At 67.8% G+C, this 15724-nt stretch carries 12 protein-coding genes and 3 pseudogenes; 10 read left to right on the top strand and 5 right to left on the bottom strand.

Translation table 11 applies throughout. The features are described from left to right. The first annotated feature begins 40 nt into the window (after positions 1–40). From OG496_RS00980 to OG496_RS01000, 5 genes are all read left to right on the top strand, one after another. Positions 41–1810, top strand: a complete 1770-nt coding sequence (locus OG496_RS00980) for a hypothetical protein (RefSeq protein ID WP_405969124.1) — start codon at positions 41–43, stop codon at positions 1808–1810. Between the two features lie 172 nt (positions 1811–1982). Continuing rightward, entirely contained in the window at positions 1983–3248 is a 1266-nt protein-coding gene (locus OG496_RS00985) for a hypothetical protein (RefSeq protein WP_405969125.1), read from the top strand. Between the two features lie 517 nt (positions 3249–3765). Beyond that, positions 3766–6807, top strand: coding sequence for a CHAT domain-containing protein (locus OG496_RS00990; RefSeq protein WP_405969126.1), 3042 nt, complete (start codon positions 3766–3768; stop codon positions 6805–6807). A gap of 25 nt (positions 6808–6832) precedes the next feature. Further along, positions 6833–7183 (top strand): hypothetical protein, encoded by a 351-nt coding sequence (locus OG496_RS00995; protein WP_405969127.1) that lies wholly within the window; start codon positions 6833–6835, stop codon positions 7181–7183. Then, a complete protein-coding gene (locus tag OG496_RS01000; protein WP_405969128.1) occupies positions 7180–7797 on the top strand; it encodes a hypothetical protein in 618 nt (205 codons plus the stop codon). The genes OG496_RS00995 and OG496_RS01000 overlap by 4 nt, the downstream gene beginning before the upstream one ends. 340 nt (positions 7798–8137) lie before the next feature. Here OG496_RS01000 and OG496_RS01005 read toward each other — a convergent pair whose 3' ends face one another. Beyond that, on the bottom strand, positions 8138–8992 hold the full coding sequence (locus OG496_RS01005; protein WP_405969129.1) for an AAA family ATPase: 855 nt from the start codon (positions 8990–8992) through the stop codon (positions 8138–8140). 195 nt (positions 8993–9187) lie between these two features. Here OG496_RS01005 and OG496_RS01010 point away from each other — a divergent pair, with 195 nt between their 5' ends. Beyond that, positions 9188–9745, top strand: a complete 558-nt coding sequence (locus OG496_RS01010) for a hypothetical protein (protein WP_405969130.1) — start codon at positions 9188–9190, stop codon at positions 9743–9745. Here OG496_RS01010 and OG496_RS01015 read toward each other — a convergent pair. Next, positions 9711–10061: pseudogene (locus tag OG496_RS01015) on the bottom strand (ATP-binding protein); the annotation flags it as partial. The gene OG496_RS01010 and the pseudogene OG496_RS01015 sit on opposite strands and share 35 nt — an antisense overlap. On the opposite strand from OG496_RS01015, the gene OG496_RS01020 reads away from it, so the two are divergent. Continuing rightward, positions 10062–11096, top strand: a complete 1035-nt coding sequence (locus tag OG496_RS01020; protein WP_405969131.1) for an IS110 family transposase — start codon at positions 10062–10064, stop codon at positions 11094–11096. Positions 11097–11281: 185 nt separating this feature from the next. On the opposite strand, the gene OG496_RS01025 is transcribed toward OG496_RS01020, so the two are convergent. Continuing rightward, complete coding sequence (locus OG496_RS01025) at positions 11282–12691, bottom strand: IS110 family transposase (RefSeq protein ID WP_405969132.1); 1410 nt, start codon at positions 12689–12691, stop codon at positions 11282–11284. A 153-nt stretch (positions 12692–12844) separates the two neighbouring features. Then, positions 12845–13078, bottom strand: a pseudogene (locus OG496_RS01030) (IS110 family transposase); the annotation flags it as partial. Positions 13079–13119: 41 nt separating this feature from the next. Between OG496_RS01030 and OG496_RS01035 the strand changes: the two are divergent. Next, a complete protein-coding gene (locus OG496_RS01035) occupies positions 13120–14271 on the top strand; it encodes an ISAs1 family transposase (RefSeq protein ID WP_405969133.1) in 1152 nt (383 codons plus the stop codon). A 17-nt stretch (positions 14272–14288) separates the two neighbouring features. Here the strand turns inward: OG496_RS01035 and OG496_RS01040 are convergent, their stop codons facing one another. Then, positions 14289–14804, bottom strand: coding sequence for a hypothetical protein (locus OG496_RS01040; protein WP_405969134.1), 516 nt, complete (start codon positions 14802–14804; stop codon positions 14289–14291). 172 nt (positions 14805–14976) lie between these two features. Between OG496_RS01040 and OG496_RS01045 the strand changes: the two genes are divergently transcribed. Together OG496_RS01045 and OG496_RS01050 are read left to right on the top strand one after the other, a co-directional pair. Then, positions 14977–15468 carry an ISAs1 family transposase gene (locus OG496_RS01045; RefSeq protein WP_405969135.1) on the top strand — a complete coding sequence of 164 codons (492 nt, stop codon included), beginning with the start codon at positions 14977–14979 and terminating at the stop codon, positions 15466–15468. 2 nt (positions 15469–15470) lie between these two features. Beyond that, positions 15471–15707 (top strand): annotated as a pseudogene (locus OG496_RS01050) (ISAs1 family transposase); the annotation flags it as partial. Between the last annotated feature and the right edge of the window lie 17 nt (positions 15708–15724).

Raw genomic sequence — 15724 nt, forward strand, 5'->3', positions numbered from 1 at the left:
CCGTCACAATGGAGAAAGCGGACGACAGACAGGGGCGGGGATGAGCGGGCAGCCGCACACGGCAGACGGCAGGCGTCCCGACGGGCGGGAGGCGGATCCCGCGACCGTTCGTCTGCGGGCAGCCGCACGGGCCTTGCGGCTGCATCTTGACGGTCTGCCGGCGGTGTTCCACTTCGACGGGGCGGACGACCAGTTCCTGGCCGAGTCGGTGTTCCCTTTCGCCCGGTGGCGTTACGCATGTGCGGACTCGCTGCTCGGCTCGGGGATGGGCGGCACCGTCGTGGGGGCGCTGGCGCGGAGTCTGTTCGACGACGGTCTGCGCTGGCAGTGGATCGCCCAGGACCCGGCAGAGCGGCGGGCCGCGCTGGTGGGCAGCATGCTGGAGGAGCGCAACCGGATCTGCGGCTACCTGGCCGACCACGACGCTAGCTGCCCGAACCTTGCCCGGTGGTTCGTACCGCTGAGCGGTGTCACCGACCTGACAGGAGCGTCCCTGGCGGCGCTGTCGGCGCCCTCGCTTCCGGATGAGCAGGAACTGCTGGACCTCTTCCTGGCTTCCCCCGCCCCGCCGCTCCCGCCCACGGTGGTGGGCGGGAGCGTCGAGGATCTTCTGGATGCGGCACGCGGCATGCTGACCATGTCCGGGCTGCGGGGTGCCGTGATGGTGCTGGGACACGCCGGCCACGGCAACTTGCTGGGGCTGCAGAGCAGCGTGGCCGCCGACGGTGTCCCCGGCCATGATCTGCGCGCCGATCACGAAGCGCTCTTCGTGCATGTCGCAGCCGTCGGTGTCACCGTCACGCTCCTGGGCGTGTCCGCGGCGGTGCCGGAGTGCTGGCCGCCCGAGGTCGATCAGGCCGGTTTCCTCGGCCAGGCGATGCGGCTGACGGAAGCGGTGGTTGCTGCGGCGGGCGCGGTGCACGGCCTGGGCGATCCCAAGGCCGTATCCCGCGCTCCCGCCAAGGTCAGAACCCGTCCTCAGCAGCTGCGTCTTCGCCCCGAAGTCCTCGTGGCATCCGGAAGTCTGCTGCCGGACATCGCCGACGCCGGTCGCGTCGTCGCGGCCGCCGAGGAGTACGACGCCTTCCTGAGCAGCTGGCACACGAGCCCCTGGGCCCACGGCAATCCCAAACTGGCCAGTGTGCTGGCCTACGCCGGAGCCCACTCCACCTTCGCCACCGTGATGGCCACCTACGACCAGCACGCCGCCGTCACCGCGGTGTTCGGCGCGCGGATGCTGCTGGAGGAAGCCGCCCGCTTCACCTGGCTGACCCAGGAACACGACGACGAAGACGCGTTCGTCCAGCGCTCGACCCGCTACTTCGACGAGTTCCGAGCCCGCAAGAAGAAGACGATCGAGCTGTTCGCCGGCAACGGGGTGGCCCTCGCCGCCGCCAAGAAACTGTTCCAGCTGCCCGACACGGTCCTCGAAGGACCGGAGACGATATCCAAGGGCCGCAAGCCCCTGCCGCCGATCGACGAGATGCTCCTGGCCATGGCGGCGCCCTACCCCGAGCCGGGCTGGCTGCCGGTGGCGTACTCGCTGCTGAGCCAGGTCACCCACAGCACACCCATCGGGCTCGTCCACATGGCCCGCTACAAGGACGGCGTCCTCCACGCCCAGGACATCTCCCCCGAGATGCTGGCACTGGCCCTGGATACGGCCTGCCTGGGCAGCGCCCGGCTCATCAGCCTGTCCGCACTCCTGCTGACCCACGGCAGCGACGACGCACAGCAGTACGCGCACGGCCTCGAAGAACGCGCCCTGGCCGTACACGACACAGCACGCCTCGTGCACTGGCTAGACTGACTGACCGACTGCGATATCGAGTTGGTGTTTGCGGTGTGGTCGGGTCGTGCTGGACCACGTGTGATGTTCCGCTTGAGGGCGGACGAGGCACCCGCAACAGCCACACGTCCAATTCGGCCGATGCGTGGCAGTGCTCTTCCACCACGCAGTGCAGAGACTTACCGTCGATTGCATGGCCAGCGGGGTGATTCACACCGGATACGGCATAAAGATCAATCTGACACGCGAGGACCTCAACCATCCGGGCCATAAAGGTCTGCTGGAAGAGATCACCCAGCCCGTCGGACAGCGGCCGCGAAACTTGCTGCAGTGCGTGACGGACTACGAGGGCGGGCAGTGCCAGTGTGCGCTGGACGGCAAATCGCCGTGGATGTTCGTGCGGCGGCAGCGCAACAACGGCCGAGCGACGTGGGTAGCAGCGCACCTGCCCCTCACTCACGCGGCAACGCCGCAGGAGAGCGACAAACACAAGGCGATGAAGGAACGGATCGCGCGCACCGCTGCGCGGCACGGGCTGGACGTGCAGACCGAGGCGCGGTCGGAGGACGGCCGCGTCATCACCGATGTTCTCGTGACCGGAGCCGGCGCCCGCGTCGGGTGGGAGGCCCAGTACTCCCCTATCACCGCCAACACCGTACGCAGGCGCTCCGCCAAAGCCCGCGAACGCAACATCGCGCCTCTGTGGGTCACTGCGGATGGCACGTCCGCTCTGATAGACCGTGCCCCCTGGACCCGCGTCGACGACGTGCCCTGGAAGCGCATCGTCTCCCCGCTCGCTCTCCTCATCCGCGGTGGGGTCCGGCACCTGCAGATCTGGAAATGCACTCCCAGCAGCGAGCGTCCCTGCCCGGAAACCGGCAGCGCCTGCAGGAAGTGGCACAGCGGCTGGTTTCTGCCTGCTCTGTGCCTGCCCCAGGAACGTGCCACGCCGCTGGACGAACTCGTCGTCACCAGCGCCGACGGAGAGCATCTGCCCATGCGCTCGCGAAGCCTGCACGATGCCCGGCGCGCCTCCTACCTGTGGGCCCTGGACCGTGACGTCCGGCGCTGGCGCGAGATCACCGGCGAAACCAATGACCCGCCCGAGTCCGGCACGGCCGACGACGAGCCGGTCACCTACACCGAACAGGAACTCGACAGTTCCTGCCGCTACGGAGAAGAAGGCCCCCACACCAGCAGTTCGCGCCCGCACCGGGACTTGAACTCCGCGACCGGACTGCACACCTTCGACCATGCCCCCGACCACACCCTGCTCCAGCCCAGCAGACCCATCGCTCTGCACCTCACCCCGCGCGAACGCCTGGCAGTCGCCGCGGACCTGAAATGCCCGCCCTGGGAGGTCGGTCCCTGCATGCTCTGTGCCACCCCCATCCACCGCTACGGCCCCCGCAGCCCCAAGGCCTGTCCCGCCTGCCGCTTCAGCTCCCGAACCCAGTGAATCTGTACCTCAACCTCCAGTTCGGTGATGGTCTCGGATCTTGCAGTCCCTTGTACACCCTGCTCGTGGAATGCCGCCAGCCGATCGAGGAGGGCACTGCGGAGACCTGCCAGTTCACGAGCTGGGGCTGCTGCGCGGGGCAGGGGAGAGACGCGAGAGATCGACAGCAAGTTGTTGACCGCCGGGCAGACGGCCAGCCTGAAGGCGGAGCAACGTGCCCTCGATGACGGCGTGTTCGCCAGTGTGGTAGATCCACGCACGCACTCTGCTTTCCGACGTTAACCTGACGTGATCTCAGGTCGCTCGATGCCGGGGGGTACCTGTGCCTGATTCCGACGATGCGGCGAGCGCCCAGCAACTCTCCCGTGAGGCCGCCAAAGCGCGACAAGCCTTTTTGTCCGGGGCCGGCGAGGCACACGAGGAACGCGCTCTCGCACTGGCCGGGCGCGCCCTAGAACATGCTGACCGGTCGGGGGACGTAACTCTGGCTGGCATCTGCCACCTGGACCTTGGGGCGATGCTGTCCTACCGGTACGACCGCCATGGCGGTCTGACGACGCTTGAGACAGCACGAGATCACGCGCAGCATGCGCTGCGGTTCCTGCATCAGGGGCATGCAGATCGGCCTGGTGCGTATGCCATTCTGGCGGGCACAGAGTTGCAGTTCTACCAGCTGAGCGGGGAGCTGGACGTGCTCGACCGCGCGGTGCGGCATGCTCGCCGGGCCGTCGCGGAAGGGGTCCCGGAGGATCCGCGGATGGGCGGCTTCCGCTCCAATCTGGCCACCTTCCTGATGATTCGCTACGCCCGGACGGGGAGCGACGATGACTTGGACGAGGCGGTGGAGCTGGGTCGCACCGCAGCCGCCACTTACCAAGGGCCACAGCGTGTCCTCGCGCTCGGAGCACTGCTTGGCACCCTCACGCACCTCGTCAACCGCCGTTCCGACATGGCTGCGCTCGATGAAGCGCTGGAGGTCGTACGGGAGATCCTGGAAACCGCTGGGCCTCGATCTCCCCACCGCGTCTCTGTTCTGGGGAATGTCACAGCTGCGCTCCGTGTCCAGCATCTCCTGCGAGGCGACGAGGACAGCGCCGCACTGGACCAGGCGCTGCCTCTGCAACGCGAACTGCTCGACGTTATGCCGCCGGCTCATCCTGAGACCGCGATCCACGTGACCAACCTGGCTGAACTGCTCATCCTGCGCTGGCGTGCCCTCGCCGCACGGGAAGATCTGGAGGCTGCGGAACGCCTCATGCGAGAGAGCGATACAACCCCGGCGACTCGCTATTCCGCCCAGCTCGGTGCCACCCGGGCCCACGTATTCCGGGCAATCGCCGAGGCACAGCTCGATCAAGGCGAGCTTCAGGACGCCGCCAGGACAGCGCGGGACAGCATCACGGCGGCCCAGCGGCTCAGGACCGAGGCGACGGGGCACCCGCTGCTCGCCGGTCGGGCGGCCATCTTCGAAGGGAACGCGTGGATAGTCCTCCACGGTGCCTCACGGAATGCCGAGTCCCTGGCCAAGGCCGAAGAGTGCTTCCGGGAGGCAGCGCTCCTGATGCAACCCGACGACCCACAACGCGGCGTCGTGCTAGGCAATCTCGGCTTTGTCCGACTCGACTCACTGCCGGATGTGCCGACACCCGGCGATCTCAACCCGGTGATCGCACTGCTCCGGGAGGCCGTGGAGGCGTTCCCCGGCCAAACGAGGTTCAGCGAAGCGGGTGCCCGCGCGGTGACGAACCTCGGTGCAGCCCTTCTCATGCGATACGAGGCGGTGCGCGACCCAGCGACCCTAGGTGAAGCGTTGGACTTGTCCTTGGAAATCGTAGGGAGCGAGCGGGTTCCCTGGCGAATGCGGCTGGGAAACTGCACGCTGGCCGCTGACGCCCTGATGCTCACCGGGGATCCGGTCACAGCCGCCGAGTGGTACGAACGGGCGGTGCGTCTGCTGCCGTTCACCGCATGGCGCGGCGCTGACCGCTCAGGCACCGAAACGATGCTCGGACCGTTTGCCGGTCTGGGGCGCGATGCTGCCGCTGCCGTGCTCAGGGCCGAAGGCGAGCCGGCGCGGGCGCTGAGCCTGCTGGAGGCCGGACGGGCTGTCCTGTGGGCGCGCACGGTCGAACTTCAGGGCCGTACCACGAGCATTCAACGCTCCGACCCTGAGGTCGCTGAGCGGTTGACAGAGCTCGGCCGCCTCCTTGAGGCGGTTGACGATCCGGCCGGTGAGGATGGCGGGCTCCTTGATGGCGCGTCCCGTCGCACCGACCGGCGCACCGCGCTGTCGCAGGAGTACCGCCGGCTCACCGCCGAGGTGGTCGCCGCCGGCAATGGGGGATTCCTCGAGCCCCCGGCGATCGCAGACCTGCTGGCCGCGGCGGCACACGGACCGGTAGTGGTCGTGAATGTCAGCCAGTGGGGATGCGACGCATTCGTTGTGACATCCGAGCAGATCACATCAGTCCCTCTGCCGGGTCTGACAGTCGGCACCGTCGAGCGCTGGGCACGCCAACATCTCTCGGCGCACGCCGAGTTGCAGGGCGCCAGGCACGAACGGCTGGCGGCACAGGCTGCGAACGCACGCGTTCCGGGTCTCGCGGGAGCCCGACGGGAGCAGGCGGCGCGGTCCACGGAGGTCGCGGCCGCCCGTGCATGGAGTGAGCTACTGGACGCGATCCTGCGTGACTTGTGGGACATCGTGGCCGAACCGGTGCTCCACATGCTGCCCGTCACAGAGGACGGCGCCCGCTTGTGGTGGTGCCCGACCGGTCCCCTGGCGCTCCTGCCACTGCACGCGGCCGGCCACCACGAGCAGCCGGACGGATCGGCCGAGGCAACGGCGGGCGCGCCGCGGACTCTGCTCGACCGGTTCACGTGCTCGATCATCCCGACTGTGATGAGCCTCGCCCGAGCCCATCGCGATACGGCTGCCGCCTCGGTGACCGCCCGAGCGGACGGGCCGGAGATGCTGGTCGTCGCGCTGCCGAACACCCCGGGCCAGAGCCCGCTCCCAGATGTCGAGCACGAACGTGACGTGCTGCGCGGCCTGTGGCCGGCAAGCCGCTTGACCTGTCTGGAGGGGGCCGGGGCAAGTCGTGCTGCTGTGGCCACAGCTCTGCGCAGCCATCCGCGGGCGCACATCGGCTGCCACGGAATGCAGAACGCCGACCGACCGTCAGCGGGTGGGCTCGCACTCCACGACGGGCTGTTGACGGTACGTGATATCGCGTCAGCCCGGCACTTCGGTGATTTCGTCATGTTGTCCGCGTGTCAGTCCGTCACCGTCGGCAGTGCCCTCCCTGATGAGGTCATCAGCCTCGGCGCCGCCCTGCATGTCACCGGATATCGCCACGTCATTGGCGCGCAGTGGTCGGTCGACACGCTCGCGGCCTCCAGAATCGCCGAGGACGTCCACCAAATCCTGACCGGCCCCGGAGGCACCTTCGACGCGGCACATTCCGCCGAAGCACTCCGCCTTGCCGCCCTCAGGCTGCGTGCTGATTCCTCTCAGTCCCGACACAGTTGGGTGGCCTTCACCCACACCGGACCCTGACGCATCTAAGGAGAACCCGCGCACGATGAGCGCTCATCCACACCGCGCTGAGCCGTTCGAAGAGGTCAGCGAAGCGCACTACGCACAGACATACCTGTCGGGCGACTTCGTCCACAACCTCATGGCCGACTCCGTACACCTCCTGACCGGCCGGTGCCCACGCTGTGGCTTCACCTTCACGACTGAGGCAACCCTGACTGTGGTGCGCTCGGCTGTGACAACGGCACCTTTGGCAACGGCGAGTACGCCCCCGCGCACCGAGCTGTCGATCACCGTCTTCTGCCCGTGTCCCGGCGAGCACTCCGGGCGGCCGGACGACATACCCGACGGATGCGGCGCCTACTGGGCGGTGCTGATGGAAGAGCGGTTGCCGTGATGTTCTCTTTCCGGCCGGCGGACCAGCCGCCGGGACCGGCCGACCTCCAACGGGCCCGCAGAGAGCGCGAACTACTGCGCTCCGAACTACCTCGGGTTCGGGAGGCTGCTCTGGCCTGGCGCAACGGGCTGGCCGCACTTCTGGCCGGACTCATCGGTTTCGGACTGGTCAAGGGCCGCTCCGACATCTCCGACCTCGCCTCCGGCTGGGCGGCCACAGTAGGTGCACTGCTGCTGATGGCACTCGTCGCAGGGGCGGCCGCGGCAATGTGGCTGATGACAGCAGCGCACGGATTGCCCAAGGTCTTCTCTCTGGGCGACGGACCGCCGCCATCCGATCACGGAGAAGCCGTCCTTGGCGCACGTCGGCTCTTTCGAGGCATTGCCGCCACAGCAGTGTGCACCGCCGCCTTGGTCGCCGCCGTAGGCGCCACCTGGTACGGCGCGGCCGCCGACGGTCCGGGCATCCACGTCACCTCCCCCAACGGCGTAGTCTTCTGCGGCAGTGCACTAACCGCTGACCGCAGCGGCATCCGTCTGACTACAGAGCATGGCAACATCGCCCTTCCGTCCGGAAGCATCGTCACCGCCCGCGCAGGTACACCCTGCCCATGAGGCGCCACCTCAGTCAGTACTCCCACGCCGCCTCCATCCGCCGGCTCCGATATCCGCCCACTGGCGGTCCTCATCACAGGGAAGGCGGCAGTCGGTCAAAACGCTGCACTAGGAATGAAGCTGATGTCCGGCACCAGGAAATCTGCACCAATCGGCCTGTGTGGTGTGCTGGTTGTGATGGGCTGTCCTTACTCCACACCGCGGGTGAACGTGCTGGCCACTGCCCCACTCTGACGGCCACCGGGAGTGGGGGCACAACCGCGGTAGCCCTCAGCGCTGCGGGACTTCGGTCCCGGCGCCGGTGCAGCCAGATTTCCGGGACCGTCAACTCTGGACCCGTTCAGTCGGTGTGACGTTGGGTGGGGTCGAGGCGGCTGAGGACGGCGCGCACCAGGTCCCGGTTGTAGGCGGGGAGCGGTGCGGCCTCGCCGTGTGGCGTGGGCTGATGCGATGGACCTGCGGTGTGGGGGCCACCGTGCTCTTCCTGGAGCAGGTAGGTAATTTTAGCCCACTGGCGGAAGTTGCCGTGGCAGGCGGCGTCGTCGATCCACAGCAGTTCGTCGGTGGGTACGTCCGCCCAGAGCGGGTGGTACTGGGGAATGACGGTGAGGACTTCTGCGGGGGTGAGGGGTTTGTAGCGCTGCCAGATGAGGATGCGGGAGTCGAGGGCCGGCCGGTTCTTGATTTTCTGGTAGCAGGTTTCGGCTCCGACCAGGACGACGGCGAGGCGGGTGTCCTCGTCGTCCCAGAGTTCGCGAATGAATTCGAAGGCCCTGGTGTCCAGCCACTGCGCTTCGTCGACAACCAGGACGCGCGGCGTCTGGGACAGTGCCTCTTTGAGCATGGCTTCGCAGCGGGTGCTGTTGAGGGGTGCCTCGCCGGGCAGGTCGAGCTTTTTGTACAGGGCGGCGCGCAGGGCCTGGATTTTGGCGGAGCCGACTTTGATGCGGAGGGTGGTGTGGGGGGCGAGGTCGTCGAGGTGGCTGTTGACGGCGAAGGTCTTGCCCAGGCCGACGCCGCCGTGGACGCACATGATGGCGCCCTTGCCGGCGTCGGCGTTGAGGGTGGTGTGGAGGTTGGCGTAGGTCTCTGCGCTGGCGTCGGTGAGCATGGCGCGGGCGCCGGGCAGGCCCATGTAGTGGTAGTTGGGGGCGGTGGCCGGCTGGCCCTCGGGCGTGGTGGTCGGGTGGGTCACTCGGTGTCCTGGGGCTCGGGGTCGGAGAGGGGTTTGGTCCAGCGGGTGGAGGAGGGTTGGGGCCGGTTGAGGAGGTCGGTGTCCGCGTACTCTCCGATGCGGCCAGTTCGGTACGAATGAACGTCCCCGGCTTGTCGGCTGGTTGGGTGGTGGAGCGAAGGCCACGCTCCTTGTGGTCAGGGCATAAGGGGACCGATGATCGGGTTCATGGTCATGGCCCGCGGCTCCCTCGATGCTGTCCCTCTGGCGACGCTTTTTCCGCGGCTCTCGGCTGTTGAGGTGGAATCCCTGCGATGTTCAGCTCTGGTCGTCGATGCTGCAAGGGGCAGAGAAGCCGAGCCGACGTGGCTGTGGGAACCAAGCCATTCCGTGTTCCCCGGTGCTGGGCCGGGGGCCGCAGTGCTCCTTCTCGCGGAGATCACCGAGCAGGCCGAGCGGGGCGATCAGCTGGAGTTCCTGCTGGATGTGGCCTGGACGGACCAGGCTGAGCTGTCGGTCAGCGCGGCAGTGAACGTGGCCTGTTGGTGCGACACCGACCACGCGACCCATGATGTCGATGCACTCCGCCTGATCATCAACGGCGAGACATCGCTGGGCCAGGCATTCCGAGCCGGCGCCGATCGGCTGGTGGGCTGGCTGGCAGACCCTCGTGATGCGGATTACTGGCGTTTGCGGGCCGGTCTCTCCGCCCGCCAGGACAGGGGCCCGCGTTCCTCGGTCAGGCGACGTTGGTGTCGCGCTCGATGGCCTTGAGGCGGTTCTTGAGCCGGTAGCTGGGCCCGTTGATCGCGACGACGTCGCAGTGGTGCAGGAGCCGGTCGAGGATCGCGGTGGCCAGGACCTCGTCACCGAACACCTGTCCCCATTCGCTGAAGGTCTTGTTCGAGGTCAGGATGATCGAGCCCTTCTCGTAACGCTTCGAGATGACCTGGAAGACCAGGTTGGCCTCGGCGCGTTCGAGGGGCTGGTAGCCGACCTCATCGACCACGAGAACGCCGGGCCGCAGGTAGGAGCCGAGTTTGCTGGTCAGCCGGCCTGCTGCCTCAGCAGTCTTCAGGTTGCGGACCACTTGTACTACCTGCTCGAAGCCACTGAAGGCATCGAACCGTGGCTGCTGAACGCCCAGCACATCAAGACCGTACCGGGGCGCAAGACCGACGTCAGGGACTGCGAGTGGATCTGCCGCCTGGTCGAACACGGGCTGGTGAGGCCCAGTTTCGTACCGCCGTGCGACATCCGGCAGTTGCGGGATCTGACCCGCTATCGCACCGAGACCGTCCGGGACCGGGCCAGGGACGTCAACCGGCTGGCGATGTTCCTGGAAGACGCAGGCATCAAGCTCAGCGCGGTGGTCTCCGACATCACCGGCCGGTCCGCCCGGAGCATGCTCGATGCCCTGGTCGCCGGGGAGCGTGATCCGCAAGTACTGGCGGGGATGGCGCTGGGCCGCATGCTGGAGAAGGTGCCGCTGCTGACCCGCGCGCTGACCAACAGCTTCACCGGTCACCATGCGTTCATGGTCGCGGCGATGCTGCGGGCCATCGACCAGGCAGACGCCCGGATCGCTCAACTGAGCCAGGAGATCGCTCGTCAACTGCAGCCGCTTCAGCGCGAGGCCGAGTTGCTGACCACGATCCCCGGTGTCAGCCTGGTCCTGGCTCAGGTGATCATTGCGGAGATCGGGGTGGACATGAGCAGGTTCGCTACCGCCGGCCACCTCGCCTCCTGGGCGGGGATGTGCCCGGGAAACAACGAGTCCGCCGGCAAACGGATGTCCGGCCGGACCCGACACGGCGACACCTGGCTCAAGACCGCCTTATACATGGCCGGTTCGAGCGCCGCCCGGATGAAGGCCACCTACCTCGGCGCCCAGTTCCGGAGGCTGGTGCCACACCGCGGCGTGAAACGGGCGACGGTCGCGGTCGGGCACTCCATCCTCGTCGCCTCGTGGCACATCTTGCACGACGGTGTCCCCTACCGGGACCTGGGAGCGGATCACTTCACCAGTCGACTGGGCAGGGAACGGCAGACCCGACGCCTGCTCGCCCAACTCGCGGCACTTGGCCACGACGTCACCATCGCGCCCCACCAGGACACTGCTTGACCTGGGCTAACACGGGGGCCCGCAGCTGATTTTCAAGAGAGCTGATTTTCAAGAGAGCTCCGGTTGATGCCGGTGACCGATCAAGTCGCCTGCACCGCTGGAGAAGCTGATCGGAAAATCGATCTTCGGGAGGGCAGGCGGTGGCATCCGGGCCGCTTGCGGCTCGGATGCCGGGGTGGGGCGGGTCAGGCGGTCGCGGGTTCGAGAGTGACCTGGTGGCCGAGGGCCTGGAGTTGGCGGACGAGGTCGCGGGTCTTGCGGGCGGGGTTGAGATGGCGTTGGTGCCAGTCGGCGCCGAGTTCCTGGTAGGAGGCGTCCGGGTCGTTGATCAGGTGCCAGGTGATGACGAGTATCGAGCGGGCGACGGCGACCAGGGCTCTGGCGTGGCCGCGGCGTTTGACGATGCGCCGGTAGCGGGCGCCGAGGAAGGTGTCGGTGCGGGCGGCGGCGTTGGCGGCCTCGCCGAGGGCGCCCTTGAGCCAGGGGTTGCCCTTGCCGGCCGGGCCTGCCGTGTTCTTCGCGCCGGACTGGATCGTGCGGGGGCACAACTTGGCCCACGAGACGAGGTGTTCGGGGGTGGGGAAGCGGCTCATGTCCGCACCGATCTCGGCGAGGATGATCTGCGCGGTGGCCGGCCCGATCCCCGGGACGACGTCCAGCTTCTCGGCCAGGGCGCGGGCGTTCACGCCGCCGGCGGACGGTTCCGTTCCTGGGCCGCCGTGCGGGGTGGTGATCTCCTCCATCGTGCCAGTGATGAGCCGGTCGAGTTCCTGGATCTGGGCGGTGAGATGGTCGACGGTGCCCAGCAGCACCCGCAGCAGCCGGGCATGGTGGTCCTCGAACTGCCCGGTCAGGCCCTCGATGAGGGCGGCCTTCTTCTTGACCAGGCTGCCCTTGGCGAGGTCGGCGAGGGTGCGCGGGTTGCGTTCGCCGGAGACCATCGCGTCGAGCATGGCCCGCCCGGACATGCCGAACAGGTCCGAGACGACGTCGGACAATTTGATCTGCGCGTCCTGGAGAGCTTTGTCCACCCGGTGCTTGTGGCGGGTGCGTTCCTGGACGAACACGGTGCGGGTGCGAGTGAAATCCCGCAGCTGCCTGACGGCCTTCGGCGGGACGAACGAGGCCCGCACCATGCCGCGTTCGGCGAGCTTGGCCAGCCAGATCGCATCCAGCTTGTCGGTCTTCGGGCGCCCGGGGACGTTCTTCACATCGCGCGCGTTGACGAGCCAGCAGTCCAGGCCGCGGGCCTCCAGCAGGTAGAAGAACGGGCGCCAGTACGAGCCCGTCGCTTCCATGACGACCCGCTCGATGCCCTGGCAGACCAGGCGGTCACCGAGTTCCAGGATCGCGTTGGTGGTTGAGGCGACGTTCCAGACCTGCTGGACGCGCCGACCTTCGATGGTGTCGTGCGGGACGCGCAGGCAGACCATCCCGGATGCCTTGGCGATGTCGATCGCCGCGACCCGCGCGACCGTCCCGTCGTCGTGGTCTTCTCTCAACTCCTCCATCGGTTGCCCCCTGTTGTGCTGGTGTTCGGGCAGGGGCTGCCCGGGGAGCCTGAGGGGGTCGGAGAAGCTGATCGGCGTGCTCAAGGCGACAGTGTGCGGCCCCTCGGGCGGCTCCCTCACCAGACTCCTATGCGGGCTCCCAGCCCAAACATCAAGCGGTGTCGGCGGACAGCCCCTGTACCGATTTTCACGCCTGCGGGGCGTCACCGCAGGTGAACGGTCGACTCCTATCTCCTGTCAAGCGGCCTGTGCAAGGTCGGCCTTTGTGATGTTTGTGCAGGTCAAGGTTCTGAAAACCTCGCGGGCTATGTAGCGTTTGAGGCAGCGGATGATGTCCTTCTTTTGCAGTCCCTGTGCAGTGCGTCGGGCCACGTACTCGCGGGTGCGGCGGTCGTGCTGCATGCGGACGACCGCGATGCGGTAAAGGGCCGCGTTGGCAGACCGGTTGCCTCCCCGGTTCAGCCGGTGGCGGTCCCGGCGGAGGACCACGGCACCATCATCACTGCTTCGATGTGCTGTCAGTCTGCCACCGTCTGTCTCGTCAAGTCGCCCGCTCTGGAGGATGTAGCAAAGCTCTCGCTGGCGGAACGTTTGCGGGTGCTGCCCCCGATCCGCGTCGGCGACGCGGTGTGCGTCACCCGTTCGTGGCGGTGTTGCTGGTTGCCGCCTCGGCGGTGGTCGCCGGCGCGCGCTCGTATGCGGCGATCGGCCCGTGGTCTGCGAATGCTCCGCAGCAGGCCCTGGCCCGGCTGAGCGCTCGGGTGGCGGGCGCGTTAGAGCTGCGCATCGGGCCCAGTGCGGCAACGATCCGACGGGTCGTCAACCTGGTCTGTCCCGGCGGTCTGGCCGAGCTGACCGGCGCTGATCCCGGTGGTGCGGACTCGGTGGCCGTGGATGGCAAGGCCGCCCGCGGTTCCCGGCACGGCACATCGCCCGCCGCCCACCTGCTGGCCGCGATGACCGCAGATGGTCGGACCGTCACCCAACTGCGGGTCCCCGACAAGACCAATGAGATCACCTGCTTCGCGGCTCTGCTGGCTCGCCACGACCTGGCCGGGGTCACCGTCACCGCTGACGCCCTGCACACCCAGCGCGCCCACGCGCGCTTCCTGGTGGAGGAGAAGAAGGCCCACTACCTGCTCGTGGTCAAGGCCAACCAACCTGAGTTGCACCGCCGACTGCGGTCACTGCCGTGGAAGGACGTCACCGCCCGCCGCTACGACCGCGAGATCGGCCACGGCCGGCGGGAGACCCGCGTGACCAGGGCTCTCACCGTCACCGGTCTCGGCCTGGACTTCCCCCACGCCGTCCTAGCCGTACGCATCCTGCGACACCGCACCGACCTCAAATCCGGCGCAGTCAGCCGCCAGACCGTCTACGCGATCACCGACTTGAGTTCGCAAGAAGCCTCACCCCAGCGACTGGGCCAGCTCGCCAGGTCACAGTGGATCATCGAGAACCGGCTGCACTTCGTCCGCGACAGCACCTTCGGCGAGGACGCCTCGAGGATCCACATCGGCCACGGACCCGAGAACATGGCGACCCTCCGCAACTTGGCGATCAACACGCTGCGGCAGCACGGATACCGCAACATCGCTGCCGGCCTCCGCCACGCCTCCTACGAACCCTTCACCCGCCCGCTCGACCTCTTGGGTATCGCCTGACCAGCCAGTCTGCCTGATCACCGGGACTTTATAGCAGCCCTGCCATCCTGCCCGATCGCATCGCGCACGGCCCTCCAGCCTGCAAGGCAAGCATCGAAGCCCACTGCGACTTCCCGGACCTCCTTGGTCGCGTAGTCGCACCACAGCAGGCGGGCGCCGGCTGCGCCCGAGCGCACGAGATAGGCCTCCTCAGCATCGAAGAGCTCGGTAGCCTCGGGCAACGCGAAGTAGCTGCGCGGATTGGCGTCGGCTGCGGCGAACGCCGGCCGCAGGCCTTCGCTGTGCCATGCGTGCAAGTCGGCGAACAGCGTTGCGACGCCCATGCCGGCCGCGGCGTGCATCACCGGCTGCAACGCCAGCTTCTTCAGCATGTCGTCGATCGCGCCCTGAACCAGCCCGACGACCGCCCAGGCGTCCGGATCGCCGATCTCGCCGGGCGGCGCGGTTACACGAATCCCGCAGAAGCGATGCGCGCCGTCGCTCGACGTCTCGGCGGTCCAGCGCCACGCGAGGGAAACGACTTGCTCGGTCATGAACCACAGGGTATCTGCACGACCTGATCGGTCACCGGCGCTGAACCGGGGCTTCCTTGTGTACGGACCGGGCACATCATGCCTCGTCATACCGCCGTGACCAGCACCTTCACCAGCTCACCCGGACTTTGAAATCACCCTGTTCGGGGCCCGCGCCGCGACGGTCTTCGATGTGCGGATCGCACCGAGTGCGGCGACCATCCGCCGGGTGCTGAGCTCCGTCTGTCCCGGCGGGCTTGCCGACCTGCTCGGATCCGATCCGGCCGGGACTGAGACCCTCGCGGTGGACGGCAAGAGCGCCCGCGGCTCGCGCCACGGCGGCATCCCGGCCGCCCACCTGCTGGCCGCGATCACCGGCGCCGGCCTCACCGTCACCCAGTTGCGCGTGCCGGACAAGACAAATGAAATCACCTGCTTCGACGCCCTGTTGGCGCCCTACGACCTGACCGGCGTCACGGTCACCGCGGACGCCCTGCACTGCCAGCGCGATCACGCCCGGATCCTCGTCGAGGAGAAGAAGGCGCACTACGCCTTCACCGTGAAGCGCAACCAGAAGAACCTGCACCGCCAACTCGCCGCCCTGCCCTGGCAGAAGGCGAGCGCGAAGTCTACGACCGCACCGCCGCACACGGCCGCCTGGAGACCCGCGTCGTCCGCGCCCTGACCATCACCGACCTCGGCGTCGACTTCCCCCACGCGGTCCAGGTCGCGAAGATCGTCCGGCACCGCACCCAGCGCGCCGCCGGCAAACGCAGCCGCGAGACCGTCTACGTCATCACCGATCTGACCAGCCGCCAAGCCTCCCCCGAGGGCATCGCGAAGATCGCCCGCTCGCAATGGACCATCGAGAACCGTCTCCACTTCGTCCGCGACACCACCTTCGCCGAGGACGCCTCCACAGTCCGCACCGGACACGGCCC

Origin of the sequence: Streptomyces sp. NBC_00988, assembly GCF_045162645.1 — a bacterium.
Classification (GTDB): domain Bacteria; phylum Actinomycetota; class Actinomycetes; order Streptomycetales; family Streptomycetaceae; genus Streptomyces.